Genomic DNA, 22,348 nt, shown 5'->3' with positions numbered 1-22,348 from the left:
CGGGGCTGGGCTGAGGACGGCGGCAGGGCGAGGGCGGGGGTCAGGTGATGCGGCGGGCTGCCTGGGGGTGCGGCGGGGGGAACGCGTCGGGGTGGAGGATCGCGGCTGTCGCCTCGGCGCCGTCGACCAGGCGCGGGCCCGCGCGCACGATCAGCCCGTCCGCGTCCAGCGCCCACACCTGCGCGCCGGGGAAGTGCCCGGCCACCGTGGCGGCCTGCTCGGCCGCGCCGTCGAGGTGGAAGCCGCACGGCGCGACCAGCACCACGTCGGGGCGGGTGGCCCGCAGTGCGTCCCAGGTGGTCGGGCCGGACCGGGCGCCCGGATGGGTGCCCACCGGCTCGCCGCCGGCCACGTCGACCAGGTCGGGGATCCAGTGCCCGGCGCCGAACGGCGGGTCCACCCATTCGACCACCGCGACCCGCGGCCGGGGCCGGCCGGCCACCGCCACGCGGATCGCCGCGAGCCGGGCGCGCAGCCCGTCGACAAGGGCCTCGGCACGGTCCGGCACCCGGGCCGCCGCGCCCACCGCGCGGATCGACTCCAGCACGTCGTCCAGGGTGTACGGGTCAAGCGACAGCACCTCCGCCCGGCACCCGAGGTGGTCCACGGCGTCGGCGACCCGGCCCGAGGGCAGCGCGCAGACACGGCACAGGTCCTGGGTGAGGATCAGGTCCGGGGCGAGCCCGGCCAGCGCCCCGGCGTGCAGCGTGTAGAGGTCGGCACCGGCCGCGAGCTGCGCATTGACGTACGCGTCGATCTCGCCGGGGCTCATGCCCCGGGTGTCCCGGCCGCCCACGACCACAGTGGTGCCGGACCGGTACGACGCGGGCACCTCGCATTCGAAGGTGACGCCGACCAGATCGTCACCGAGACCCAGCGCGTACACGATCTCGGTGGCGGAGGGGAGCAGGGAGACCAGCCGCATGCCGCCATCATGCCGGTCGCGCCGATCACCCGGCGCGCGGGCACATCGGGCCGCCCTCGGGCCTTGCTGCGACGCCGTACCCGCTTAGACTCTGCTGACTCCGCCGAGCCCCCCGGGCGGTGTGCCGGGGTGCGTCGGCGCCCCGTTCCGGTCAGCACGCTGACCTGCGCTCCGGAGATCCCGATGAAGAGCCGTACCGCCGCCGTCCTGACCGTCCTCTGCGCGGCCACCGCGCTCACCGCCTGCGGTGACGACGAGCCCGCGCCGAAGGGCCAGCAGGTGCCGGTGACCGCCACCGACACCAGTTGTGAGGTCACCACCACGCTGTTCACCCCGGGCACCGTCACCTTCACCGTCACCAACCGGGGTCAGCAGGCCACCGGGGTCTACGTCTACGGCCGCGAGGGTGACGCCTTCACCAAGGTGATCGCCGAGGTCGCGGATGTGCCGGCGGGCCGCACCGGCGACCTGCGTGCCTCGCTGCAGACCGGCACGTACGAGGTGGCCTGCAAGCCGGGCCGGCAGGGCGACGGCGTGCGGACCCGGATCACCGTCTCCGACGACGGCAACCTCGCGAGCGCCGCCGCCGAGGTGGCGTACGACCGGTCGGTGACGATCGAGCTGACCGCCGACGCGATCAGCGGGGTGGACGCCCTGATCGCCGAGCCCGGCGAGAAGCTGGCGTTCAAGGTGACGAACAAGACCGCCGGGGCCCGGACGCTGTACGTGCTCAACCCCGACGGCAAGCGGGTCGCCGAGATGAAGGCGGAGGCGAACGGCACCGCCGAGACGGTGGTGACGCTCGGCGCGGCTGGGGACTGGTCGCTGAAGGTCAAGGGCGACGGCGTGCCGTCGGTGAGCAAGCGGCTGGTGGTGCGCTGAGGCGGCGGCGAAAACGGATCGATCCGGCTGCATCCACCGGGGACGGTGCGGGCGAAGCATTGGTCGTGACGACAGTCACGGACCTGGTCGCTTCGACGAAAGGCTCCCCGATGAACATCGCTCGTCTCGCCGCCCGGCTGGCCGTGGGCGCCACGGCTGCGGCGGTGGCCACCACCGCCGTCGCCGTGCCCGCCCAGGCTGGCGCCAAGCAGCCGGGCACCCGGTCGCTGGCCGCCGTGCTCACCGCCGACAAGAGCGGCTTCGACCGCAACGCGCGGGACTTCGACGTGCTCACGAAGGCGGTCCTGACGGTGTTGCAGGCCAAGCCGGACTCGCCGGTGAAGGTGCTCACCGACGGCACCGTCGCGCTCACCGCGTTCGTGCCGAACGACTACGCGTTCCGGGAGTTGGTCCGGGACATCACCGCCGCGAAGAAGCTGCCCGGTGAGCAGGCCGCGTTCGACGCGGTCGCCGGCCTCGGCGTGGACACCGTGGAGGACGTCCTGCTCTACCACGTGGTGCCGGGCGCGACGATCGACCGGAAGGCGGCGCTGAAGGCGGACGGGGCGGATCTGACCACCGCCCTCGGCGCCACCGTCGAGGTGGACGTGAAGCGCTGCTGGTACGGCCGCGAGGTGCGCCTGGTCGACGCCGACACCAGCGACCGCAACGCGCGTGTGGTGCGGTACGACATCAACAAGGGCAACAAGCAGATCGCGCACGCCGTGGACCGCGTGCTGCGCCCGATCGACCTGCCCTGAACCACCCCCGCGACGGCGCCCGGCACCCCCTGCCGGGCGCCGTCGGCGTGCGCCGTCCGTTCGCGGCGTGACCTGGCTCTGGTGGCCCGCGCGACCCGTGTCGTACGGTGCTCGCCGTGACCGCGCACGATCATGTCCCGCCCGGCCCCGTCGCCGTGCTCGCCAACCCGAGCGCCGGCCGGGGACGGCACCGCGGGCTGCTGCCCCGCATCCTGGAGCGCCTGGGTGCCGCCGGCCGGCCGGTCGAGCTGCTGCGCGCGCGTACCCCCGCCGAGGCGGAGGCGGCGTGCCACGCCGCGGTGGCGGACGGCGCCGGGGCGCTGGTCACTGTGGGTGGCGACGGCACCGTGCACCGCGCGTTGCAGGCGGTTGCCGGCACGGCCGTGCCGTTCGGGCCGGTCCCGGCGGGCACCGGCAACGACTTCGCGGTGGAGACCGGCTTCCCGGCCGACCCGGCGGCAGCGGTCGAGGTGATCGCCGACGCGCTCGCCGCCGGCCGGACCCGCCCGGTCGACCTGGCCCGGCTGTCCGGGCCCGGCGTGCCCGACCGCTGGTACGGCGCGGTGCTCGCCGCCGGGTTCGACGCCATCGTCAACGAGCGGGCCAACCGGATGCGCTGGCCGCGCGGTCCCCGCCGGTACGACCTGGCGATCGTGGTCGAGCTGGCCAAGCTGCGGCCACGCCGCTACCGGCTGGTGCTGGACGGGGTGCCGCAGGAGGTGGACGCGGTGCTGATAGCGGTCGGCAACGTGGCCAGCTACGGCGGTGGCATGCGGATCTGCCCGGACGCCGACCCGCACGACGGCCTGCTGGACGTGGTGGTCGGCGGCCGGTTCGACAGGCGCACGCTGATGCGGGTCAAGCCGCAGATCTACCGGGGCACGCACGTCACGCATCCGCTGGTGCGCGCGTACCGGGCACGGACCGTGGAGCTGGCCACCGACGGCATCACCACCTACGCCGACGGGGAACGCTCCCTCGACCTGCCGGTGACCGTCACCGCCGCGCCGGCCGCGCTGCGACTGCTGCGCTGACCGGCGCCGCCGTCCTCGGCGTCCGGCGGGCCGGGAGCGGGCGGCGGCGCGGCGGACGGAGCGGGTCCGGTGGGGGAGGCGGCGGCGCGGACCGCGCCGGCGCTCGCGGCGACCACCAGCACGATCGCGAGCACCTCGACCGGGTGCAGCGCCTGGCCGAGCACCAGCCAGCCGGCCACCGCGGCGATCGCCGGGCCGAGGCTCATCATGACCGCGAACGTCGCGGTGGGCAGCCGCCGCAGCGCCGCCAGTTCCAGGCTGTACGGCAGCACCGAGGCGAGCAGCGCCAGCGCGGTCCCGAGCCCCAGCACCGCCGGGTCGGCGAGCCGCCCGCCCGCGTCGGCCAGCCCGAACGGCAGCGTGAGGAGGGCGGCGAAGGTCAGCGCGAGGGCCAGCCCGTCGGCGCCGGGGAACCGCGCGCCGATCCGCGCCGAGCAGACGATGTACGCGGCCCACATGGCCCCCGCCGTCAGCGCCAGCGCCGCGCCGACCGGGTCGAGCCGGTCGAACCCGCCCTGCCCGAGCAGGGCCACCCCGCCCAGCGCCAGCGCGGCCCAGAACCAGGCCGCCGCCCGGCGCGCGCCGAACACGGACAGCGCCAGCGGGCCGAGCACCTCCAGCGTCACGGCCGGGCCGAGCGGGATCCGCTCGATCGCCTGGTAGAAGATCGAGTTCATGCCGGCCAGGGCCAGCCCGAACGCGACAACGGCGGCCCAGTCGCGGCGCCCGTACCCGCGCACCCGGGGCCGGCACACCACGAGCATCAGCAGCGCGCCGATGGTCAGCCGCAGCGTCACCGCCCCGGCCACCCCGGTACGCGGGAACAGCAGCGCCGCCAGCGCGGAGCCGAACTGCACCGACAGCGCCCCGCCGAGCACCAGCGCGACCCCGCCGAGCCGGCCCGGCGCACGCGGCGGCAAGGGGTGGGCACCGGTCATGCCCCTGACCGTAACCGGTCCGCCGGGACGCCTTCGCGCCGGTCACACCCGGCTTGACCAGGCCGGGCGCTCAGCCGACCCCGGCCAGGTCGAGCACCGCGCCGAGACCGTTCGGGCGGCCGGCGTCGGCGCACGGCAGCACCAGCACCCCGCACCCGGCCGCGACAGCGCCCGCGTCCGCCGGGGTGTCGCCCACCATCAGGGTGCGCTCCGGGTCGACGCCGAGCATCCCGCAGGCACGCAGGAAGATGCCCGGGTCCGGCTTGCAGCGCCCCACCTCGTACGACAGCGCGTACGCGTCGACCAGCGCGTCGAGATCCCACGCGGTGAACAGCGGCCGCAGGTCGAAGCCGATGTTGCTGACCACCGCCACCTTCACCCCGCCGGTCCGCAGCGCGCCGAGCACCGGCGCGGTGTCCGGGTACGGCACCCAGCCCTCGGGCACCAGCACCCGCTCGTAGAGCGCGTCGGCGAACCCGTCGATGCCGGTGTCCACGGTCTCGGCCAGCCCGGTGTACGCGCCCCGGTGGGCGTGCGGGTAGAGATCGCGGTCGGCCCACAACTCGGCCAGCCGGGGCGGTACCCGGGCCGGCAGCGGGCCGCCCGCGCGCCCGGCGGTGAGCAGCCGGTCGGCGAGCGACGTGGCCCGGATCCGGTCCAGCTCGACCCCGCAGGCGTCCGCGGCGGCGAGCACCCAGGCCAGCGGCTCCTCGACCTGGGCGAGGGTGCCGTGGAAGTCGAAGAGCACCGCCTCCACGGGCCGGCGGGACGGGCGCGGGCCCACGACGTCGTCGGCGCCGCTGGCGGCATGGGGCAGTTCGGTACGGTCCGGCACGTCGTGCACCCTACCGACCCGCTCCGACCGTCCTGCCGGATGGCCTTGACCGGTACTCGTCGGCCGTACCGATTAATCTTGGATCCATGTCGAGCCCCGCCGAGCGGTACGCCGCGGCGCGCCGCCGGGCCGCGCAGGCCTCCGCCTTCCCGGCCCTGGACGAATTCTCCCTTGATCTCGGGTTCGATCTCGACGACTTCCAGCGCGAGGCGTGCGAGGCGCTGGAGCGGGGCAGCGGTGTGCTGGTCTGCGCGCCCACCGGCGCCGGCAAGACCGTGGTGGGGGAGTTCGCGGTGCACCTTGCGCTGCGCGGGCGGCCCGGCGGCGACGCGCCGGCGGCCCGGCGCAAGTGCTTCTACACCACGCCGATCAAGGCGCTGTCGAACCAGAAGTACCACGACCTGGTGGACCGCTACGGCGCCGAGCAGGTCGGCCTGCTCACCGGCGACAACGCGATAAACGGCGACGCGCCGGTGGTGGTGATGACCACCGAGGTGCTGCGCAACATGCTCTACGCCGGCTCGGCCACCCTGGAGGGCCTGGCGTACGTGGTGATGGACGAGGTCCACTACCTGGCCGACCGGTTCCGCGGCGGGGTCTGGGAAGAGGTGATCATCCACCTGCCGGAGTCGGTCACCCTCGTCTCGCTGTCGGCCACCGTCTCCAACGCGGAGGAGTTCGCCGACTGGCTGGTCACCGTACGCGGCGAGACCGCCGTGGTGGTCTCCGAGCACCGCCCGGTGCCGCTGTGGCAGCACATGCTCGTCGGCAAGCGGATGTTCGACCTGTTCCACGACGCCGACGCCGCCCGCAAGCACGACGTGCACCCGGAGCTGCTGCGCTACACCCGGGACACGATGCGCCGGCTGGAGCTGGGCGAGGGCCGCAGCGCCGGCCCCGGCGGCGGGCGGCGCGGCCCGCGCTGGCGTGGTCCGATGCGCCCGGACATCGTCGACCGGCTCGACCGGGAGGGGCTGCTCCCGGCGATCCTGTTCATCTTCAGCCGGGCCGGCTGCGACGCCGCCGTGCAGCAGTGTCTCGCCGCCGGCCTGCGGCTGACCTCCCCGGAGGAACGCGCCGAGATCCGCCGGGTGGTCGAGTCCCGGGTCACCGCCATCCCCGGCGAGGACCTGTCCGTGCTCGGCTACTGGGAGTGGCTCGACGGGCTGGAGCGCGGGCTGGCCGCGCACCACGCCGGCATGCTCCCGGCGTTCAAGGAGGTCGTCGAGGAGCTGTTCGTCCGCGGGCTGGTCAAGGCCGTCTTCGCCACCGAGACGCTCGCGCTGGGCATCAACATGCCGGCCCGCTGTGTGGTGCTGGAACGCCTGGTCAAGTTCAACGGCGAGGCCCACGTCGACCTCACCCCGGGCGAGTACACCCAGCTCACCGGCCGGGCCGGCCGCCGGGGCATCGACGTCGAGGGCCACGCGGTGGTGGTCTGGTCGCCGGAGACCGATCCCCGGCACGTGGCCGGGCTCGCCTCCACCCGCACCTACCCGCTGCGCTCCAGCTTCCGGCCGTCGTACAACATGGCCGTCAACCTGGTCGGCAGCGTCGGCGCGGCGCCGGCCCGGGAGCTGCTGGAGTCCTCGTTCGCGCAGTTCCAGGCGGACCGGTCGGTGGTCGGCCTGGCGCGGCAGGTGCAGCGCAACACCGAGACCATCGAGGCGTACGGCGCGGAGGCCGCCTGTCACCACGGCGACTTCGACGAGTACTTCGCGCTGCGGGTGGCGATCGCCGACCGGGAACGGGCCATCGCCCGGCAGGGGCAGACCCAGCGCAAGGCGGCGGCCGTCGCCTCGCTGGAGCGGCTGCGGGTCGGTGACGTGATCCGGGTGCCGTCCGGGCGGCGGGCCGGCCTGGCAGTGGTGCTGGACCCGGCCACCGGCGGGTTCGGCGAGCCCCGGCCGCTGGTGCTCACCCAGGACCGCTGGGCCGGGCGGGTCACCCCGGGTGACTTCACCACCCCGGCGGAGGTGCTGACCCGCATCCGGGTGCCGAAGCACTTCAACCACCGCTCGCCCGCGGCCCGGCGGGACCTGGCCGCGGCGGTCAGCGGCACCGGGCTGGACCGGCACGGCGGCCGGCGCGGTGGCCGGTCCCGCCAGGCGGCGGGGGAGGACCACCGGCTCAGCCAGCTCCGCGTCGAGCTGCGCGCGCATCCCTGTCACGCCTGCCCGGACCGGGAGGAGCACGCCCGCTGGGCGGAGCGGCGACGCCGGCTGGAACGCGACACCGAGGAGCTGCGTGAGCGGGTGTCCGGGCGGACCGGTTCGCTGGCCCGTACCTTCGACCGGATCGTGGCGTTGCTGACCGCGCGCGGCTACCTGGCCGCCGACGGCGAGGTCACCGACGCCGGCCGGACGCTGGCCCGGATCTGGACCGAGGCCGACCTGCTGGTGGCCGAGTGCCTGCGCCGCCGGGTGTGGGACGGCCTGTCCCCGGCGGAGCTGGCCGCCGCCGTGTCGGTGGTGGTCTTCGAGGCCCGGCGCGACGTCGACGAGCGGGCGTCGTTGCCGCGCGGCGGGGTCGCCGACGCGGTCGACGAGACGCTCAAGCTGTGGAGCGACATCGAGGCCGACGAGGCCGCGCGCGGCCTGGCGGTGACCCGCGAGCCGGATCTCGGGTTCGCCTGGCCGATCTACCGGTGGGCACGCGGCGAGGCGCTGGCCAAGGTGCTCGCCAGCGGGCACCAGATCGACGGGGAGATGCCGGCCGGCGACTTCGTCAGGTGGGCGCGCCAGGTGGTCGACCTGCTCGGCCAGGTCGCCGATTCCGGCGGCGCCTCCGCCGAGCTGCGCGGCACCGCGCGGCAGGCCATCGCGGCAGTCAACCGGGGCGTGCTGGCCTACCACGCCTCAGCCTGATGGTCACTTCCGGTCACTCGTAGGCGGGAAATCGACGCATCGCTGCGTCACTGCGACAACACCCGGCGAACATCCGGGGGGCCGATGTAACAGCAGGTCAGGGGCTGCCCGATCATTGCCCGGGGCGCCGTGCTTCGCGCTCGGCCGATGTGAGGGAAGGGCGTCGTGGGCGAGATCAATCACTTCGAGTACGGGTGGATCACACCCGCGCTCAGCTACGCGTTGTCAGTGCTCGGCTCGGCGCTCGGGCTGGTCTGCGCCGGACGGATCCGGACCGCCACGAGTGGCGGCCAGCGCGTCTGGTGGGGCCTGCTCGCCGCGTGGGCGCTGGGCGGCACCGCCATCTGGGCGATGCACTTCATGGCGATGCTCGGGTTCGCCGTCGCCGGCACCCGCATCCGCTACGACGTGCCGCTGACGGCGGCCAGCACCGCGATCGCGGTGGCGGCGGTCGGCATCGGGCTGGCGATCGTGGGCACCGGCCGGCTCGCCGCGCCCCGGCTGCTGGCCGGCGGGTTCTTCACCGGCGGTGGCGTGGCCGCCATGCACTACACCGGCATGGCCGCGATGCGCCTGGACGGTTCGTTCGGCTACGACCCGCTGCGGGTGACGCTGTCGGTGGTCATCGCTGTCGTGGCGGCCACGGTGGCGCTCTGGCTGGCGATGACCGTCCGGCGGGCGCTCGCCATCGGCGCGTCGGCGCTGGTCATGGGCGTCGCGGTCAACGGCATGCACTTCACCGGCATGAGCGCGCTGTCGGTGCATCTGCACGAGAGCCGCGGCCCGGCGTCCGGCGCCGAGGTGAGCGGACTGCTGGTGCCGATCGTGCTCGCAGTGATCTTCGGCGTGGTGGGGCTCGTCTACGCGCTGCTCGCCGCGCCGTCGGACGACGACCGGGCCGGGGCCGCGTACGTCAGCTCGCGACTCGGTGAGGCGCCGCAGACAGTCGCCACCGAGCCCGCGCCGGACCCGGTCGGCCTGCGTGCCCGGTCGACGCTGGCGCAGCCCGGCACCCAGTTCCCGTCCCGCCGCAACACCGACCGCCGCCCGTGATCAACTGACCACTTCCGGTCACCCGGGCAGCCGTCAGTCCCGGGACGTGGCCAGCGCGTCGACCAGGCGGCGGCACGAGCCGGCCAGGTTCCACCGCTGCGCCAGCTCCAGCAGCCGGTCCGGGTCGGCGGGGGACGTCGGCAGCGCCGGGTCCAGCTCGGGCAGCGGCACGTCGGTGGCGACCCGGACCACCTTCGGCGCCACCGCCAGGTAGTCGCGGGCGGCGTCGAGCTTGGCCCGCAGCCCGGGGGCGAAGCCGGAGCGGGGATCGTCGAGCGCGGCCAGGATGCCGTCGAGCCCGCCGTAGCGGTCGATCAGCCGGGCGGCGGTCTTCTCGCCCACCCCGCTCACGCCGGGCAGCCCGTCGCTGGGGTCGCCGCGCAGCGCCGCGAAGTCGGCGTACCGGTCGGCGGGCACGCCGTAGCGGGCCCGCACCGCCGCGTCGTCGCAGTCGTCCAGCTTGGCCACGCCCCGCCCGACGTAGAGCAGCCGCACCGGGCGCGCGTCGTCGACGAGCTGGAACAGGTCGCGGTCGCCGGAGACCACCTCGACCGGGCCGGGCTGGGTCACCGAGAGCGTGCCGAGCACGTCGTCGGCCTCGTAGCCGGTGGCGCCCACGGCGGGGATGCCGAGCGCGTCGAGGACCTCCAGGATCATCGGCACCTGCGGGGACAGCGTGTCCGGCACGACCTCGCCGCCCTCGGGCGCGACCCGGTGCGCCTTGTACGACGGCAGCAGCTCCACCCGCCACGCCGGCCGCCAGTCGTGGTCCATCGCGCAGATCATCCGGTCGGGCCGGCGGGTGCGCACCAGCTGGGCGAGCATGTCGAGGAAGCCGCGCACGGCGTTTACCGGCTGGCCGTCGCCGGTCTTCGCCGCCGACTCGGGAATGCCGAAGTAGGCGCGGAAGTAGAGGCTGGGGGAGTCGATCAGGAGGATCGGCTGTCGGTGTGCCACGGCGGCAAGCCTTCCACAGCCCTGTGACGAGATGGGGGAGGCGGCCGCCGGGCCGCAAACCCGGACGCGCGCGGGGCTTCGGATGCGCAGACTGGCGGGGTGAGCTTCGTACCCGGCCTGACCCTGGCCCGCCGGTTCCACGACGAGGTGGTGGGTCCGCTGCTGGCCCGGCGTCTGCCCGGCCTGCGCTACGCCGCCGGCCTGCTCGACGGCGGCTCCGAGCTGCTCGGCCTCGACACGCCCCGCTCCACCGACCACGACTGGGGTCCGCGTACCCAGGTCTTCGTGGGCAGCGCCCACGACGTGGCGCCGGTACGGGCGGCGCTGGACGCGGAGTTGCCGGCGCGCTTCCTCGACTGGCCGACCCGGTACGCCGGTGGCCCGGCGGCACGGCTCGGCACGGTCCACGCCGACGGTGACCGGCACGGCGTGACAGTGGACGAGCTGGACGCGTGGTGGCGTGACCGGCTGGGCGCCGACCCGCGGCCCGGCATGTCGGTGGCGGACTGGCTGGCGACGCCGACGCAGCGGCTGGCGGAGCTGACCGGGGGAGCGGTGTTCCACGACGGGCTCGACGGGGCGCTCACCGCCGCCCGTGCCGCGCTGGCCTGGTATCCGGACGACGTGTGGCGGCACGTGCTGGCGTCCGGGTGGCAGCGGGTCGCGCAGGCCGAGCACCTGGCGGGCCGGTGCGCCGAGGTCGGCGACGAGCTGGGCAGCCGGGTGGTGGCGGCCGGGCTGGCCCGGGATCTGATGCGCCTCGGGTTGCTGCTGCGCCGCCGCTGGCCCCCGTACGCGAAATGGCTCGGCACGGTGTTCGCGACGCTGCCGGACGCGGCGCCGGTGGTCGACGGGCTCGCCGCCGCGCTCGGTCCGGGCGACTGGGCGGCCCGCGAGCCGGGCCTGGTGCGGGCGCTGGAGACGGTGGCCGGGTGGACCAACGACGCCGCTCTGGCTCCGCCGGTGGACCCGGCCGCCCGGCCCTTCCACGACCGGCCGTTCCTGGTGCTCGACGCGGGCCGCTTCGTCGAGGCGCTGCGCGCCGCGATCGCCGATCCGCGGCTGCGCGGCCGGCCGCCGATCGGCGCGGTGGACCAGTACGTCGACAACGTGGACGTGCTCACCCATCCGGGCCGGGCCCGCCGGGTGGCCGCGGCGGTTGTCCGTCCGCCGGGTGCGGCCTAGACTGCGATCGGGTCGCATCGATCAGCGACCGTCTATCTCGTCTCCGAGGGTCCGGGCCGCCCTTCGCAGGCGCCTCGCCGGCGAGAACGCCGCTGCGCGCGGCGTTCCACCACCCGAGGAGAACCGCATGCTGTCCAGAAGAAGCAGACTCCGGCTGCTCGGCGCGGCGCTGGCCGCCGCCGGGGTCGCCGTGGCGGCGGCGCTCGCCGTGCCCGGCCCCGCCTCGGCGGCGTCGCTGACCGAGGTGACGAACTTCGGCGCGAACCCGAGCAACCTGCGCATGTACCTGTACGTCCCGGACACCGTCGCGGCCCGTCCCGGGCTGCTGGTGGTGAACCACTACTGCACCGGCAGCGGCCTGGCCATGTACTCGGGCACCCAGTTCGCGGCGCTCGCCGACCGGTACGGCTACATAGTGGTCTACCCGTCCGTCACGCGCAGCAGCAAGTGCTTCGACGTCTCGTCGCCGCAGGCGCTGCGCCGCGACGGCGGCAGCGACCCGGTGGGCATCAAGTCCATGGTGGACTACGTGCGGCAGCGCTACCCGGTCGACTCGCAGCGGATCTTCACCACCGGCACCTCGTCCGGCGCGATGATGACGAACGTGCTGCTCGGGGACTACCCGGACGTGTTCCGCGCCGGGGCGGCCTTCGCCGGGGTGCCGTTCGGCTGCTTCGCCACCACGAACGGCTCGGAGTGGAACAGCGAGTGCGCCAACGGCCAGGTGCTGAAGACCCCGCAGCAGTGGGGCGACCTGGTGCGCAACGCCTACCCGGGCTACACCGGCCCGCGTCCGCGCATGCAGATCTGGCACGGCACCAACGACGAGACGCTCCGCTATCCGAACTTCGGCGAGCAGATCGACCAGTGGACGAACGTGCACGGGCTGAGCCAGACGCCCGCGTACACGGACAGCCCGCAGTCCGGCTACACGCGCACCCGCTACGGCGGCACCGGCGGCACCGCGACCGTCGAGGCGATCAGCATGCAGGGCGTCACGCACAACCTGCCGGTGGACGCGGCCCAGGCCATCCGCTTCTTCGGCCTGGACACCGCGCCGCCGACGAGCCCGCCGCCCACCACGTCCGTCCCCACGACGCCGCCGCCGACCACACCTCCGCCCACCACGCCTCCGCCGACGACGCCCCCGCCCACCACGCCGCCGCCCACCACGGCGCCTCCGCCCACGACGCCGCCGCCGTCGGGGGCCTGCCGGGTCGGGTACGTGGTGAACGCCTGGAACAACGGCCTCACCGCCTCGGTGACCATCACCAACACGTCCACCACGGCGATCAACGGCTGGAACCTCGCATTCACGCTGCCGAGCGGCCAGACGATCACCGGAGGCTGGAACGCCACGTACAGCCCGTCCAGCGGCGCGGTGACCGCCCGCAACGTCTCCTACAACCCGGTGATCGGACCGGGCGGCTCGGTGGACATCGGCTTCCAGGCCACCCACACCGGCAACGCCGGTAAACCCGGCTCGTTCACGCTCAACGGAAGCCCCTGCACGGCCGCCTGACCGGCGCGCCGCCGTCGTGGCGGCATCACCGGTCCGGGTGATGCCGCCATCCGGCCGCGTCCACGCCGATCGGGGCGGGCGCGGCCGACCGGCGCCGGACGGCGTGCGGGACCCGCCCCGGGTGGGCGCGGCCGGCCAGCCGGGCCGCGGCGAAGCCGACCAGCGGGCGGTAGATCCGCACCGAGTCGGCGAGCGCGGAGAAGTGCGAACCCGCGTTGTCCGCGTGGTAGCGGGTGGCGATGTCCACCTGTTCGACCGGCAGCCCGGCGCCCACCGCGCGCAGCAGCACGTCCATCTCGTACTCGAAGCGGTCGCCGGGGACGGTGACCAGCCAGTCCAGCAACCCGGCCGGGTACGCCCGCAGGCCGGTCTGGGTGTCCCGCACGTCGCGCCCGGTCGCCAGCCGGAACGCTACCCGGGTCGCGGCGTTGCCGAACCGGCTGCGCGCCGGCACCTCGCCGTCGAAGAGGCGGACGCCGAGCGTCGTCGCTCCGGTGGCGCGCATCCGCTCGGCCACCCGGCACACGTCCTCCACGCGATGCTGACCGTCGGCGTCCACACAGACCACGTCGTGTCCCGGGTGCTTCGCTGCGGCGTACCGGAAGCCGGTGCGCAGCACCACGCCCTTGCCCCGGTTGACCCGGCGGCGCAGCACCTCCGCGCCCCGGTCGCGGGCCGCGCCGAGCACCCCGGCGGCGGCCGGGCCGCTGCCGTCGTCCACGACCAGCACCCGTGCCCCGGGCAGCGCGGCCCGCAGGTCGGTGACCAGCGGCGGAAGCCGGTCACCCGGTCGGTACACCGGCACGAGCACGATCACGGAACCTCCCCGGTTTCCTCGCCCGCCGGCACGCTCCGCCGGGTCGATCGGGGAGCGTCGTACCCCCGGCGCGCGGCGGCGAATCACCGGCCGGGCGTGAGGCGTCCGATCCGGTCGGCCGCGCGGGTCAGCGCGCGTTCGCGGCGCAGCGACGCCTCCGGGGTACGCACGCCGAGATAGCCGAGCCGGCTGAGCGCCCGGACGGCCCGCTCGCGCCGGGCCGGCACCGGGTCGGGCGCGGTCACCGGCACGTCGGCCAGCGCCGGGCCGGACAGGCCGAGCACGCGCGCGGCGAGCAGCCGGACGCGGGGCAGGTGCCACGGGTGCGTGACCAGCCCGAGCGGGCGCCGCGCGGTGAACTCGGCCGCGCCGAGCAGCCCGTCCTGCACCGTGTGCGCCAGGTTCTGCAGCGTGGTGCGGGACCGGGTCTCGGCCGCCGACCGGGCGTACGCGTCGAGGCCGGCGTCGCGGGCCAGCGCCCGCATCAGCTCGCCCTCGCGGAATCCGGGCGGCGGGCCGGGCGCGCCGCCCGGGCCGTGCGGCCAGCCGCCGGTGAACACCACCCGCGCTCCGGGCGTGCGGCGGAACTCCTCGGCGTGCGCCCGGACGTACGCCACGGCGGCCTCGGTGCGCGCGACGCTCTCGGCGGTGAGCCGGTAGCCGTCGTCGCCGGCCACCACGCCGCGCCCGAAGACCAGCAGGACGGTGGCGGTCGGCCTCATCCCCTCACGGTACGTGTCACTCCTCCTCCGGCGGCCAGGGCGGCGTACCGACGCCGGTGATGCGTACCCCGCCCCACGGGTCCACCTCGGTCAGCCGGGCCCGGGTGACCCGCTCGCCGATGCGGACCTCCACGTCTCGGCGGCCGGAGCGCAGCAGCCGCACCAGGCGTGGCTCCGGCTCGACCCGCCCGGCCCAGTGGTAGCGCCCGTCGACCGGCTCCCACCGGCCGCCGGCGTGCAGCCGCACCGCGGTGCCGGCCACCTCGGCCGGGCCCTGCCAGGTCACCTGTCGATCCGTTCGTGCGCGCGGGTCAGCTCCGGCGGCAGGTCCGCGCCGCGCCGTACCCCCTCGATGCCGCTCCACAGCAGCGTGGTCAGGTACTCGGTGAGCGCGGACCGGTGGATCGGCTGCCCGTGCGTGGTCCACCAGTCGCCGACCGCCTGCACGAACCCGACCAGTCCGTACGCCCACGGCTCGGCCGGCCCGGCGTCGAGGCCGAGCGCGCGCAGCCGGTCGCCGATGACCCGGGCCAGTCCGGTGGCGACCTGCCGGCTGGTGCCGGTGACCACCTGCTGGATGCCGGGGTGCCCGGACTCGTGCACCAGGAACCGGTAGAGCGAGGGTTCGAACTCCACCACGCTCAGGTACGCGTCGATTGTCGCCTCGACCAGCGCCCGCTCCTCGCGGACCTGCTCCACGGCGGGCGCCACAGCGGCCACCACGCGCTCGGCGACCACCTCGCTGACCGCCAGCCAGAGCTGCGCCTTGTCGGCGAAGTAGCGGTAGAGCACCGGTTTGCTGACCCCGGCGGTGGCCGCGACCTGGTCCATGTCGACGCTCGGGCCGTGCCGCAGCAGCGCCTGCACGGCGGCGGCGATCAGCTCCTGGCGGCGCTGTTCGCGGTGCTCGGCCCAGCGGTCACGCCGCCCGCCGGAGCGGGGCGGGGACGGCTCGCGGGGGGCGTGGGGGCCATTGACATCGGTGGTGGTGCGTCGCATGCTACCACTCGTAACAGTTACTGGAAGTTACGTCAACTGTGGAGGGGACATGGAGCGGACGACTGCCGGATTCCCGCGCGAGGCGGTCGCCGATCGCCTCCTCACCGCCTCCGTGCGCACCAGCTACGACCCCATGGTGGACATCGACTGGGCGGCGCCGCCCGCGCCCGGCGCGTACTGGATGCCGCCGCGGCGCAGCAGCCTCTACGGCACGCCCCTGTGGGAGGCGATGAGCGAGGAGCAGCGGATCGAGCTGACCAAGCACGAGGTCGCCAGCGCGGCCAGCGCCGGGATCTGGTTCGAGACGATCCTGATGCAGATGCTGATCCGGCAGTACTACGACGCGGATCCGACCAGCCGGCACGCCCAGTACGCGCTCACCGAGGTCGCCGACGAGTGCCGGCACTCCATCATGTTCGGCCGGCTCATCGAGGCCACCGGCGCGCCCGTCTACCGCGCCGAGCCCGTCGACCACCTGCTCGGGCGCTGGCTCAAGGCCACGGCGACCGGCCCGCAGATGTACGCGGCCATCCTCATCGCCGAGGAGATCCTCGACGCGTTCCAGCGCGAGATCATGGCCGACGAGTCGCTGCAGCCGCTGATCCGGATGGTGTCCCGCATCCACGTGGTCGAGGAGGCCCGGCACGTGCGCTTCGCCCGCGACGAGCTGGCCCGGCAGGTGGAGGCGTCCGGGCCGGTCGCGCTCGCGTACGCGCGGCTGGTGATCGGGCGGGCCGCGTACTCGATCACGCGGCGGCTGGTGCACCCCCGGGCGTACGCGGCGGTCGGGATCGACCCGGCGGCCGGTCACGCCGCGGCGCGGGCCAACCCGCACTGGCGGGCCACGCTGCGCTGGTCGGCACAGCGGATCGCCGACCACCTGACCGAGCTGGGCCTGGTGGACGGGCCGGGCCGGCTGCTGTGGCGCCGGGCCGGGCTGATCGAGGGCTGACCGGCGGCGACCCGAAGGGGAAAGGATCGCCGCCGGTCGCCCGGTCAGGAGGTCGGGAAGTTGTCGGGGGTACGGATGCGGTCGCGCATGTACGCGCCGGACTGCGTCAGCACCGACGTCCCGCTGAACGAGCCGGACGCGCACGTGCCCGGCCGCAGCGCGGCTGAGCCCTCGGGGGCGTCGGAGAACGTCCAGTTGGCGTAGCTGATCTTCAGACGGTCGAGCAGGTCGAGCCAGGCGTTGCTGCTGGCGGTGTCGACTGCGCCGTCGCCGGTGTAGGTGACGGTGCCGAACTCGGTGACGAACAGCGGCAGCCGGGAGGCGGCCCGCTGCACCTCGTTGCGGTAGTTGTCCTGGTGCGAGGCGGCGTAGAAGTGGAACGTGTACATGATGTTCTGCGCCCGCACCGGGTTGTTCACGATCTCGTCGGAGTTGCTGCCGTCGGACACGCCCAGCGAGGACCAGCCGCGGGTGCCGACGATGACCACCGCGTCCGGGTCGTTGGCCCGGATCACCGGGATGACCTGCTCGGCGTAGTTGCGGATGGTCGACCAGCTGACCCCGTTGGGCTCGTTGGTGATCTCGTAGATCACGTTCTTCTTGGCCGCGTTGCGCGCCGACACGTTGGCGAAGAACGTCTTGGCCCGGTCCAGGTTGTACATCGGGTCACCGGGAGTCAGCGTGTGGAAGTCGATGAGCGCGTACATGCCGCGGGCCTCGGCCTTGTCCACGAGCGTGTTCACCTGGGCGGTGAAGGCGGCCGGGTTGGTCTCGTAGCCCTGCTCCTGCACGTACATCGAGATGCGCAGCAGGTCCGACTGCCACTCGTCGGCCAGCACGTTGAGCGAGGTGTCGGTGTAGCAGTTGGCGAACCACTGCAGGCCGTGGGTGCTCATGCCGCGCAGCTGGATCGGCCGTCCGTACTGGTTGCAGAGGTTGACCCCGCAGACCTGGAGCTGGCCGTTGATCGCGACCGGGGTGGTGCCGGTCGGCGGCGGCGTCGTGGGCGGGGGAGTGGTCGGCGGCGGGGGCGTGCTGGGCGGCGGGGTGCTCGGCGGCGGCGTGGAGGTGCCGCCGGTGCAGACCGTGCCGTTGAGCGTGAACGAGGTGGGGCTCGGGTTCGACCCGGTCCAGGAGCCGTTGAAGCCCACTGTGGTGCTCGCGCCGGTGCCGAGCGCGCCGTTGTAGTCGGCGCTGCGCGCGGTGACCGAGGAGCCGCTCTGCTGCCAGGTGGCCGACCAGCCCTGCACCACGCGCTGGCCCCCGTCGGGGAAGGTGAAGCCCAGCGTCCAGTTGCTCACCGGGTCGCCGAGGTTCTTCACCGCGACGGTGGCGGTGAAACCGCCGGGCCACGAGTTGGTGGTGTAGGTGACGGCACAGCCGGTCGCGGCCATCGCGTTCGCCGACGGCAGGACGGCCGTCGCCGCCAGGGCGAGCGCGCCGACCGCGCCGCCGACGAGCAGGTGCCGTCGCGACGGCCAGGGGATTGAGAACATGCGGGAAGGTCCCATCTGGTGGATGGTGATCGGACGATGCCCGTCGTGAACCTGCCCGGAAAGTCCGACGCGGCGACCTGGGGGAGCGCTCCCACGGCCGAGCGTAGAGGCGGACGCCGATGCGTGCAACCGCCGCGGCTCAGCGGCCGCCGCGCCGCCCGCCGTAGAGCCGCAGCGCGTTGCAGACGTCGAACACGCCCGGCACGTCCCAGGCCAGCTCGGCGGCGACCAGGCGGGTCTCCGGGTCGGCCACCAGGCCGGCGAGGATCACCACGCGGTTCTGCACGGTGACGGTGATCTGCTGCCGCCGGGTGGTCCAGTCGGCGCTGAGCCGCTGGGCGACGAGGGAGGCGAGCCGGCTGTCCGCGTCGTCGGGCTCGGGTCCGCGGCCGGTGTACGGGAACTCGGGGTACGGCCAGGGCATCACCACGGGGAGGGCTCCTTCTGTTCGGTCATGACCGCGCGCCGGACGCGGATCGCGGCGCCGGGACGCGGCCGTCGACGACTGTGAAGACGCCGTCGAGCCGCATGGTGTGCAGCACGGTGAGCACGAAGCGCGACGGCGACAGCAGGCACAGCCGGCGACCGTCGCGCCGGGCGTCCTGGTGCGCGCGCACCAGCAGGCCGAGACCGGCCGAGTCGATCACCTCGAGCGCGGACAGGTCGACCAGCTCGCGGTCGCCGCGTACGGAGCGCTCCGCGAGCGCGCGGCGTACCGCCTCGGCGGGGTCGACGTCGGCGACGGCCGGGGCGCCGCCCACCTGCTCCAGGTCCTCCGTGCCGAGGCCGTCCTCGGCGACTGTGGCCCGGACGCTGCACCGGGGGCAGTGGTGCGGGCCGGCCGCGAAGGGCGAGCCGACCCAGTCGTGCTCGAACACGAGCGTCCACACCACCTCGGCGTCGGGCAACGTGGCGCCCGCGCCGGTGACGCTGTCGCCGCAGCCGTCGCAGATGAGCATCATCAGGTGGTCCGCGGGGACGACTGTCACACCTCCTCCTTCCGTCGGGCGCCCGGATCGGGCGCCTGCCCGTCGGTCTCCGTGCGGCCCGCCGCCACCACGGCCAGCACGACCGCCACGGCGGCGAACGCGGTCTGCGTCATCAGGGACAGCAGCGGCGAGGTGTCGGGACGGCGGTCCACCAGGCCGACCACGATCGCGCCGAGCAGCGCGGCGGCCACGCCGAGCGCCAGCGTCAGCCAGACCGGGACGGCCTTGCGTCCCGGCACGACGAGACGGCCCACGCCGCCGACGGCGAGGCCCACCACGAGCGCTCCGACAAGCGTGCTTCCGGTCACGGCCCCTCCTCAGCGGGGTGCGGACGCGACCCGGGCCCGGCCGCGCGCGGCCGGACGGGGCGTGTCGACGACGGGTACGGCGCCCAGCCCGGAGGTCTGCAGGATGCGCCGGATCCGTGGGTGCGGGTTGCTCAGCGTGAGCACGCCGTCCTGCCGCGCCAGCCGCCGGTGCACGTCCAGCAGCAGCGCGACCGCGGCGGCGTCCACATGTCGGCACTCGGCGAGATCGATCGTCAGCTCGCGGGGACGGAGCGCGAGGATGCGGTCCAGCACGTGCGCGACCTCGGGCAGCCCGGCGAGGTCCAGCTCGTCGGTGATGTCCACCCGCACGTGCGGCACGGCGGACTCCGGCGGGGACGGCGAGGTTGCGGGCATCAGGTCGCTTCCGTGGTGGGATCAGTGTCGATCCCCACTCTGCGCAGCGATCTTGGAGGTCGCCGGACGGTTGTATGACGGTTCGATGACAAAAACCACGAACGGCCTACGCGATTGGGCGACCCGTGGCCCGCCGGTCATGATGCCCATATGACGGCCGTACTGGTGATCGAGGACGACGACCGCATCCGGCTCGCGCTGCAGCTCGCCCTGGAGGAGGAGGGCTACGAGGCGTACGGCGCCCCGACCGCGGAGGACGGGCTGCGACGGCAGCGGGAGAAGCCGGCGGACTACGTGCTCGTCGACCTGATGCTGCCCGGCATGAACGGGTTCGACTGCATCCGTCAACTGCGCCGCGACGACGACGTGCCGGTCGTGGTGATCAGCGCCCGCGACGACACCCACGACATCGTCGCCGCGCTGGAGGCCGGCGCCGACGACTACGTGGTGAAGCCGGTCGCGATCAAGGAGCTGTCCGCCCGGCTGCGGGCGCTGCGCCGGAGGGTACGCACCGTGTCCGGGCCCGCGCCCGCCCAGTTCTTCGGCGATCTGGAGATCAGCGCCGAGGCCGGCGAGGTGCGCCGCTCCGGACGGCCGGTGCCGGTCACCCGGACCGAGTTCCGGCTGCTCTGCGAGCTGGCCGAGCACGCCGGCCGGGTGCTGTCCCGCCAGCAGCTGCTCAGCCGGGTCTGGGGCTACGAGACCGGCGACGAGCGGCTCGTCGACGTGCACGTCGGCCGGCTGCGGCAGAAGATCGAGTCGGACCCGGCGAACCCCCGCCACCTGGTCACCCTCCGCGGCCTCGGCTACAAGCTGCAGCGATGACCCGTCCCGGACTGCGCGCCCGCGTCACCGCGGCGTTCGCCGTCGGCGCGCTGCTGCTGTCCGCGCTGATGGCCCTCTTCTCGTACGACCTGACCCGGCGCTCGCTGCTCGACGAGCGCGAGCGCACCGCGGTACGGGCCGCCTACTACGACGCGGCGGTGGTCCGCTCCGGGCTGGACACCGGCACCCCGGACGTGGTGGCGGTGCTGCGCTCGCTCGACACCGGCAGCGCCCGCCGGCCGCTGCTGCACCTGCCCGACGGCTGGTACGCCCGCACCGCCGACGTGGGCGCCAGCTCGGTGCCGGTGGAGTTGCAGCGTATGGTCGCCGACGGCAAGCCCGCGGTACAGCGGATCCGCCTCGACGGGCAGCCCGCGCTGCTGGTCGGCGTGCCGCTGCCCGGCGCGCTCGGCTACTACGAGCTGACCTCGCTGCGGGAGGTGGAGGAGACCTTCCAGGTGGTGGGACTGGCGCTGATCGCCGTGGCGATCATGGTCGCCGGGGCCGGCGCGGCGCTCGGCTGGTACGCCACCCGGCACAGCCTGCGGCCACTGACGGCGGTCGCCGACGCGGCGGAACGGATCGCGGGCGGCGACTTCGCCACCCGGCTCGACCCGACCACCGATCCGGACCTCACCCGCCTGTCCAGCTCGTTCAACGAGATGGTCGACAAGCTGGTGCAGCGCATCGACCGGGACCGCCGCTTCGCCGCCGACGTGAGCCACGAGCTGCGCTCGCCGCTGCAGACGCTGGCCGCGGCGGCGAGCGTGCTGCACCGCCGCCGCGAGCACCAGGACGAACGCACCGCGACCGCCGCCGGCCTGGTGGCCGACGAGGTGACCCGGTTCCAGCGGCTGGTCGACGACCTGATCCAGTTGGCCCGCACCGAGCAGCCCGCCCACCGCGAGACCGTCGACGTGGTCGAGCTGGCCCGGGCCACCTGCCGGGAGCGGTCGCTGCCGGAGAGCCTGGTGCAGGTGGCCGACGGCGTCCCGCGCGAGTGGTGGATCGACCGGCGCCGGTTCGCGCAGACGCTGCTGAACCTGGTGGAGAACGCCGAGCGCTACGGCGGCGGTCCGGTCGCCGTACGCCTGGGCGGGCGCGACGGCGTGGGCGTGCTGGAGGTCGACGACGACGGACCCGGAGTGCCGCCGGGCGACCGGGAGATCATCTTCGACCGGTTCGTGCGGGGCCGGGCGGCGCACGACCGGGCCGGCACCGACGGCACCGGTCTCGGCCTCGCCCTGGTGGCGCAGCACGCCGACGCGCACGGCGGGTCGGCGCGGGTGCTGGACCGCGGGCCCGGCGCCCGCTTCCGGGTCGAGTTGCCCGGAGCGCTCCGGTGAGCCGACGGCGGCTCCTGCCCGGCCTGCTCGCCGTGGCGCTGCTCGCCGGCTGCGGGGTGCCGGTGGACGACGAGCCCCGCCTCGTGCAGACGCCGCCCGGGGCCTTCCCGACGCCGGCGGTGTCCTCGACCGCCGACGGGGACGGGCGGGTGGACGAGCCGTTCTGCTTCGTCCGCGACGACGGGCTGGTCGTAGTGAACCGCCGGGTGGACTGGCTGCCCGGGGTGGACACGCACCTGCAGCACCTGCTGGCCGGGCCCGGCCCCGGGGAGCGCCGTCAGGGGTTGTCCACGGCGCTGCCGGGCACGGTGGCGGTGGCCGGGGCCACACTGGCCGGCACCGTGGCGACAGTCGACGTGCGCCAGGCCGGGGAGGAGACCGGCCGCAACGACGAGGTGCTTGCCTTCGGGCAGATCGTGTGCAGCCTCACGCAGCGGCCGGACGTGTACAGCGTCGCGTTCCGCCGGGGCGGGCAGCCGCTCGAGGTGCCGCGCGCGGACGGAAGCCTCTCGGTGTTGCCGCTCACCGCTGCCGACTATCGGCCGTTGATGCCGCGCTGA

General features: G+C 74.7%; 24 protein-coding genes. 11 read left to right on the top strand and 13 right to left on the bottom strand.

Translation table 11 applies throughout. The features are described 5' to 3' along the window. Window positions 1–40: 40 nt before the first annotated feature. Complete coding sequence (locus AMK25_RS18810) at window positions 41–925, bottom strand: ABC transporter substrate-binding protein (RefSeq protein ID WP_073829659.1); 885 nt, start codon at window positions 923–925, stop codon at window positions 41–43. A gap of 183 nt (window positions 926–1,108) precedes the next feature. Here AMK25_RS18810 and AMK25_RS18805 point away from each other — a divergent pair, with 183 nt between their 5' ends. The 3 genes from AMK25_RS18805 to AMK25_RS18795 all read left to right on the top strand — a co-directional run bounded on the left by AMK25_RS18805 (window position 1,109) and on the right by AMK25_RS18795 (window position 3,602). Continuing rightward, window positions 1,109–1,807, top strand: a complete 699-nt coding sequence (locus AMK25_RS18805; RefSeq protein ID WP_073829658.1) for a hypothetical protein — start codon at window positions 1,109–1,111, stop codon at window positions 1,805–1,807. A gap of 110 nt (window positions 1,808–1,917) precedes the next feature. Further along, a complete protein-coding gene (locus AMK25_RS18800; RefSeq protein WP_241826407.1) occupies window positions 1,918–2,568 on the top strand; it encodes a fasciclin domain-containing protein in 651 nt (216 codons plus the stop codon). Between the two features lie 107 nt (window positions 2,569–2,675). Then, entirely contained in the window at window positions 2,676–3,602 is a 927-nt protein-coding gene (locus AMK25_RS18795; protein ID WP_073829656.1) for a diacylglycerol kinase family protein, read from the top strand. Here the strand turns inward: AMK25_RS18795 and AMK25_RS18790 are convergent. Both AMK25_RS18790 and AMK25_RS18785 read right to left on the bottom strand, forming a co-directional pair. Continuing rightward, entirely contained in the window at window positions 3,524–4,540 is a 1,017-nt protein-coding gene (locus tag AMK25_RS18790) for an EamA family transporter (RefSeq protein ID WP_338013376.1), read from the bottom strand. The genes AMK25_RS18795 and AMK25_RS18790 overlap by 79 nt on opposite strands. A 70-nt stretch (window positions 4,541–4,610) precedes the next feature. Continuing rightward, window positions 4,611–5,375: an HAD family hydrolase gene (locus tag AMK25_RS18785; protein WP_073830015.1), complete on the bottom strand. Its 765-nt coding sequence runs from the start codon at window positions 5,373–5,375 to the stop codon at window positions 4,611–4,613. An 86-nt stretch (window positions 5,376–5,461) separates the two neighbouring features. Between AMK25_RS18785 and AMK25_RS18780 the strand changes: the two genes are divergently transcribed. Both AMK25_RS18780 and AMK25_RS18775 read left to right on the top strand, forming a co-directional pair. After that, entirely contained in the window at window positions 5,462–8,242 is a 2,781-nt protein-coding gene (locus tag AMK25_RS18780) for a DEAD/DEAH box helicase (RefSeq protein WP_073829655.1), read from the top strand. A gap of 165 nt (window positions 8,243–8,407) precedes the next feature. Beyond that, a complete protein-coding gene (locus AMK25_RS18775; protein WP_073829654.1) occupies window positions 8,408–9,295 on the top strand; it encodes an MHYT domain-containing protein in 888 nt (295 codons plus the stop codon). 33 nt (window positions 9,296–9,328) lie between these two features. Here the strand turns inward: AMK25_RS18775 and AMK25_RS18770 are convergent, their stop codons facing one another. Then, window positions 9,329–10,252, bottom strand: a complete 924-nt coding sequence (locus AMK25_RS18770; RefSeq protein ID WP_073829653.1) for a 5'-3' exonuclease — start codon at window positions 10,250–10,252, stop codon at window positions 9,329–9,331. A 99-nt stretch (window positions 10,253–10,351) separates the two neighbouring features. Between AMK25_RS18770 and AMK25_RS18765 the strand changes: the two genes are divergently transcribed. Both AMK25_RS18765 and AMK25_RS18760 read left to right on the top strand, forming a co-directional pair. Then, window positions 10,352–11,437: a DUF4037 domain-containing protein gene (locus tag AMK25_RS18765; protein WP_073829652.1), complete on the top strand. Its 1,086-nt coding sequence runs from the start codon at window positions 10,352–10,354 to the stop codon at window positions 11,435–11,437. A 127-nt stretch (window positions 11,438–11,564) separates the two neighbouring features. Beyond that, entirely contained in the window at window positions 11,565–12,959 is a 1,395-nt protein-coding gene (locus tag AMK25_RS18760) for an extracellular catalytic domain type 1 short-chain-length polyhydroxyalkanoate depolymerase (RefSeq protein ID WP_073829651.1), read from the top strand. Window positions 12,960–12,984: 25 nt separating this feature from the next. On the opposite strand, the gene AMK25_RS18755 is transcribed toward AMK25_RS18760, so the two are convergent. The 4 genes from AMK25_RS18755 to AMK25_RS18740 all read right to left on the bottom strand — a co-directional run bounded on the left by AMK25_RS18755 (window position 12,985) and on the right by AMK25_RS18740 (window position 15,497). Further along, window positions 12,985–13,776 (bottom strand): glycosyltransferase family 2 protein, encoded by a 792-nt coding sequence (locus AMK25_RS18755; protein ID WP_083664759.1) that lies wholly within the window; start codon window positions 13,774–13,776, stop codon window positions 12,985–12,987. Window positions 13,777–13,859: 83 nt separating this feature from the next. Continuing rightward, window positions 13,860–14,498, bottom strand: coding sequence for a YdcF family protein (locus AMK25_RS18750; RefSeq protein ID WP_073829650.1), 639 nt, complete (start codon window positions 14,496–14,498; stop codon window positions 13,860–13,862). Between the two features lie 16 nt (window positions 14,499–14,514). Continuing rightward, on the bottom strand, window positions 14,515–14,784 hold the full coding sequence (locus AMK25_RS18745; protein ID WP_073829649.1) for a DUF4873 domain-containing protein: 270 nt from the start codon (window positions 14,782–14,784) through the stop codon (window positions 14,515–14,517). Beyond that, entirely contained in the window at window positions 14,781–15,497 is a 717-nt protein-coding gene (locus tag AMK25_RS18740) for a TetR family transcriptional regulator (protein ID WP_073829648.1), read from the bottom strand. Before AMK25_RS18740 ends, AMK25_RS18745 begins: the two co-directional genes overlap by 4 nt. A 49-nt stretch (window positions 15,498–15,546) precedes the next feature. On the opposite strand from AMK25_RS18740, the gene AMK25_RS18735 reads away from it, so the two are divergent. Next, window positions 15,547–16,449 (top strand): AurF N-oxygenase family protein, encoded by a 903-nt coding sequence (locus AMK25_RS18735; protein ID WP_073829647.1) that lies wholly within the window; start codon window positions 15,547–15,549, stop codon window positions 16,447–16,449. A 44-nt stretch (window positions 16,450–16,493) separates the two neighbouring features. Here AMK25_RS18735 and AMK25_RS18730 read toward each other — a convergent pair whose 3' ends face one another. From AMK25_RS18730 to AMK25_RS18710, 5 genes are all read right to left on the bottom strand, one after another. Next, a complete protein-coding gene (locus AMK25_RS18730) occupies window positions 16,494–17,945 on the bottom strand; it encodes a cellulase family glycosylhydrolase (protein ID WP_073829646.1) in 1,452 nt (483 codons plus the stop codon). 139 nt (window positions 17,946–18,084) lie between these two features. Then, the gene (locus AMK25_RS18725) at window positions 18,085–18,375 is read right to left on the bottom strand and encodes a BON domain-containing protein (RefSeq protein WP_073829645.1); all 291 of its coding nucleotides are present in this window, start codon (window positions 18,373–18,375) and stop codon (window positions 18,085–18,087) included. A gap of 22 nt (window positions 18,376–18,397) precedes the next feature. Further along, complete coding sequence (locus tag AMK25_RS18720; RefSeq protein ID WP_073829644.1) at window positions 18,398–18,934, bottom strand: STAS domain-containing protein; 537 nt, start codon at window positions 18,932–18,934, stop codon at window positions 18,398–18,400. Further along, complete coding sequence (locus AMK25_RS18715; protein ID WP_073829643.1) at window positions 18,931–19,242, bottom strand: hypothetical protein; 312 nt, start codon at window positions 19,240–19,242, stop codon at window positions 18,931–18,933. Before AMK25_RS18715 ends, AMK25_RS18720 begins: the two co-directional genes overlap by 4 nt. A gap of 9 nt (window positions 19,243–19,251) precedes the next feature. Beyond that, the gene (locus AMK25_RS18710; RefSeq protein WP_073829642.1) at window positions 19,252–19,617 is read right to left on the bottom strand and encodes an STAS domain-containing protein; all 366 of its coding nucleotides are present in this window, start codon (window positions 19,615–19,617) and stop codon (window positions 19,252–19,254) included. 150 nt (window positions 19,618–19,767) lie between these two features. On the opposite strand from AMK25_RS18710, the gene AMK25_RS18705 reads away from it, so the two are divergent. The 3 genes from AMK25_RS18705 to AMK25_RS18695 are packed head-to-tail and all read left to right on the top strand — an operon-like array spanning window position 19,768 to window position 22,348. Then, the gene (locus AMK25_RS18705; protein WP_073829641.1) at window positions 19,768–20,442 is read left to right on the top strand and encodes a response regulator transcription factor; all 675 of its coding nucleotides are present in this window, start codon (window positions 19,768–19,770) and stop codon (window positions 20,440–20,442) included. Then, on the top strand, window positions 20,439–21,788 hold the full coding sequence (locus tag AMK25_RS18700) for a HAMP domain-containing sensor histidine kinase (RefSeq protein WP_073829640.1): 1,350 nt from the start codon (window positions 20,439–20,441) through the stop codon (window positions 21,786–21,788). Before AMK25_RS18705 ends, AMK25_RS18700 begins: the two co-directional genes overlap by 4 nt. Continuing rightward, entirely contained in the window at window positions 21,785–22,348 is a 564-nt protein-coding gene (locus tag AMK25_RS18695) for a GerMN domain-containing protein (RefSeq protein WP_073829639.1), read from the top strand. The genes AMK25_RS18700 and AMK25_RS18695 overlap by 4 nt, the downstream gene beginning before the upstream one ends.

The organism is Micromonospora sp. TSRI0369, assembly GCF_001905625.1.
GTDB classification, from domain to species: Bacteria; Actinomycetota; Actinomycetes; order Mycobacteriales; family Micromonosporaceae; genus Micromonospora; species Micromonospora echinospora_A.
Note: the sequence above shows the minus strand (reverse complement) of the source record. Positions and strands in the feature narration are given on the sequence as shown.

Bases quoted from the DNA above. Each gene is read 5' to 3' on its own strand.
- AMK25_RS18810 (WP_073829659.1), bottom strand. From the start codon at position 925: ATGCGGCTGGTCTCCCTGCTCCCCTCCGCCACCGAGATCGTGTACGCG.
- AMK25_RS18805 (WP_073829658.1), top strand. From the start codon at position 1,109: ATGAAGAGCCGTACCGCCGCCGTCCTGACCGTCCTCTGCGCGGCCACC.
- AMK25_RS18800 (WP_241826407.1), top strand. From the start codon at position 1,918: ATGAACATCGCTCGTCTCGCCGCCCGGCTGGCCGTGGGCGCCACGGCT.
- AMK25_RS18790 (WP_338013376.1), bottom strand. From the start codon at position 4,540: ATGACCGGTGCCCACCCCTTGCCGCCGCGTGCGCCGGGCCGGCTCGGC.
- AMK25_RS18780 (WP_073829655.1), top strand. From the start codon at position 5,462: ATGTCGAGCCCCGCCGAGCGGTACGCCGCGGCGCGCCGCCGGGCCGCG.
- AMK25_RS18760 (WP_073829651.1), top strand. From the start codon at position 11,565: ATGCTGTCCAGAAGAAGCAGACTCCGGCTGCTCGGCGCGGCGCTGGCC.
- AMK25_RS18750 (WP_073829650.1), bottom strand. From the start codon at position 14,498: ATGAGGCCGACCGCCACCGTCCTGCTGGTCTTCGGGCGCGGCGTGGTG.
- AMK25_RS18740 (WP_073829648.1), bottom strand. From the start codon at position 15,497: ATGCGACGCACCACCACCGATGTCAATGGCCCCCACGCCCCCCGCGAG.
- AMK25_RS18735 (WP_073829647.1), top strand. From the start codon at position 15,547: ATGGAGCGGACGACTGCCGGATTCCCGCGCGAGGCGGTCGCCGATCGC.
- AMK25_RS18730 (WP_073829646.1), bottom strand. From the start codon at position 17,945: ATGTTCTCAATCCCCTGGCCGTCGCGACGGCACCTGCTCGTCGGCGGC.
- AMK25_RS18710 (WP_073829642.1), bottom strand. From the start codon at position 19,617: ATGCCCGCAACCTCGCCGTCCCCGCCGGAGTCCGCCGTGCCGCACGTG.
- AMK25_RS18705 (WP_073829641.1), top strand. From the start codon at position 19,768: ATGACGGCCGTACTGGTGATCGAGGACGACGACCGCATCCGGCTCGCG.
- AMK25_RS18700 (WP_073829640.1), top strand. From the start codon at position 20,439: ATGACCCGTCCCGGACTGCGCGCCCGCGTCACCGCGGCGTTCGCCGTC.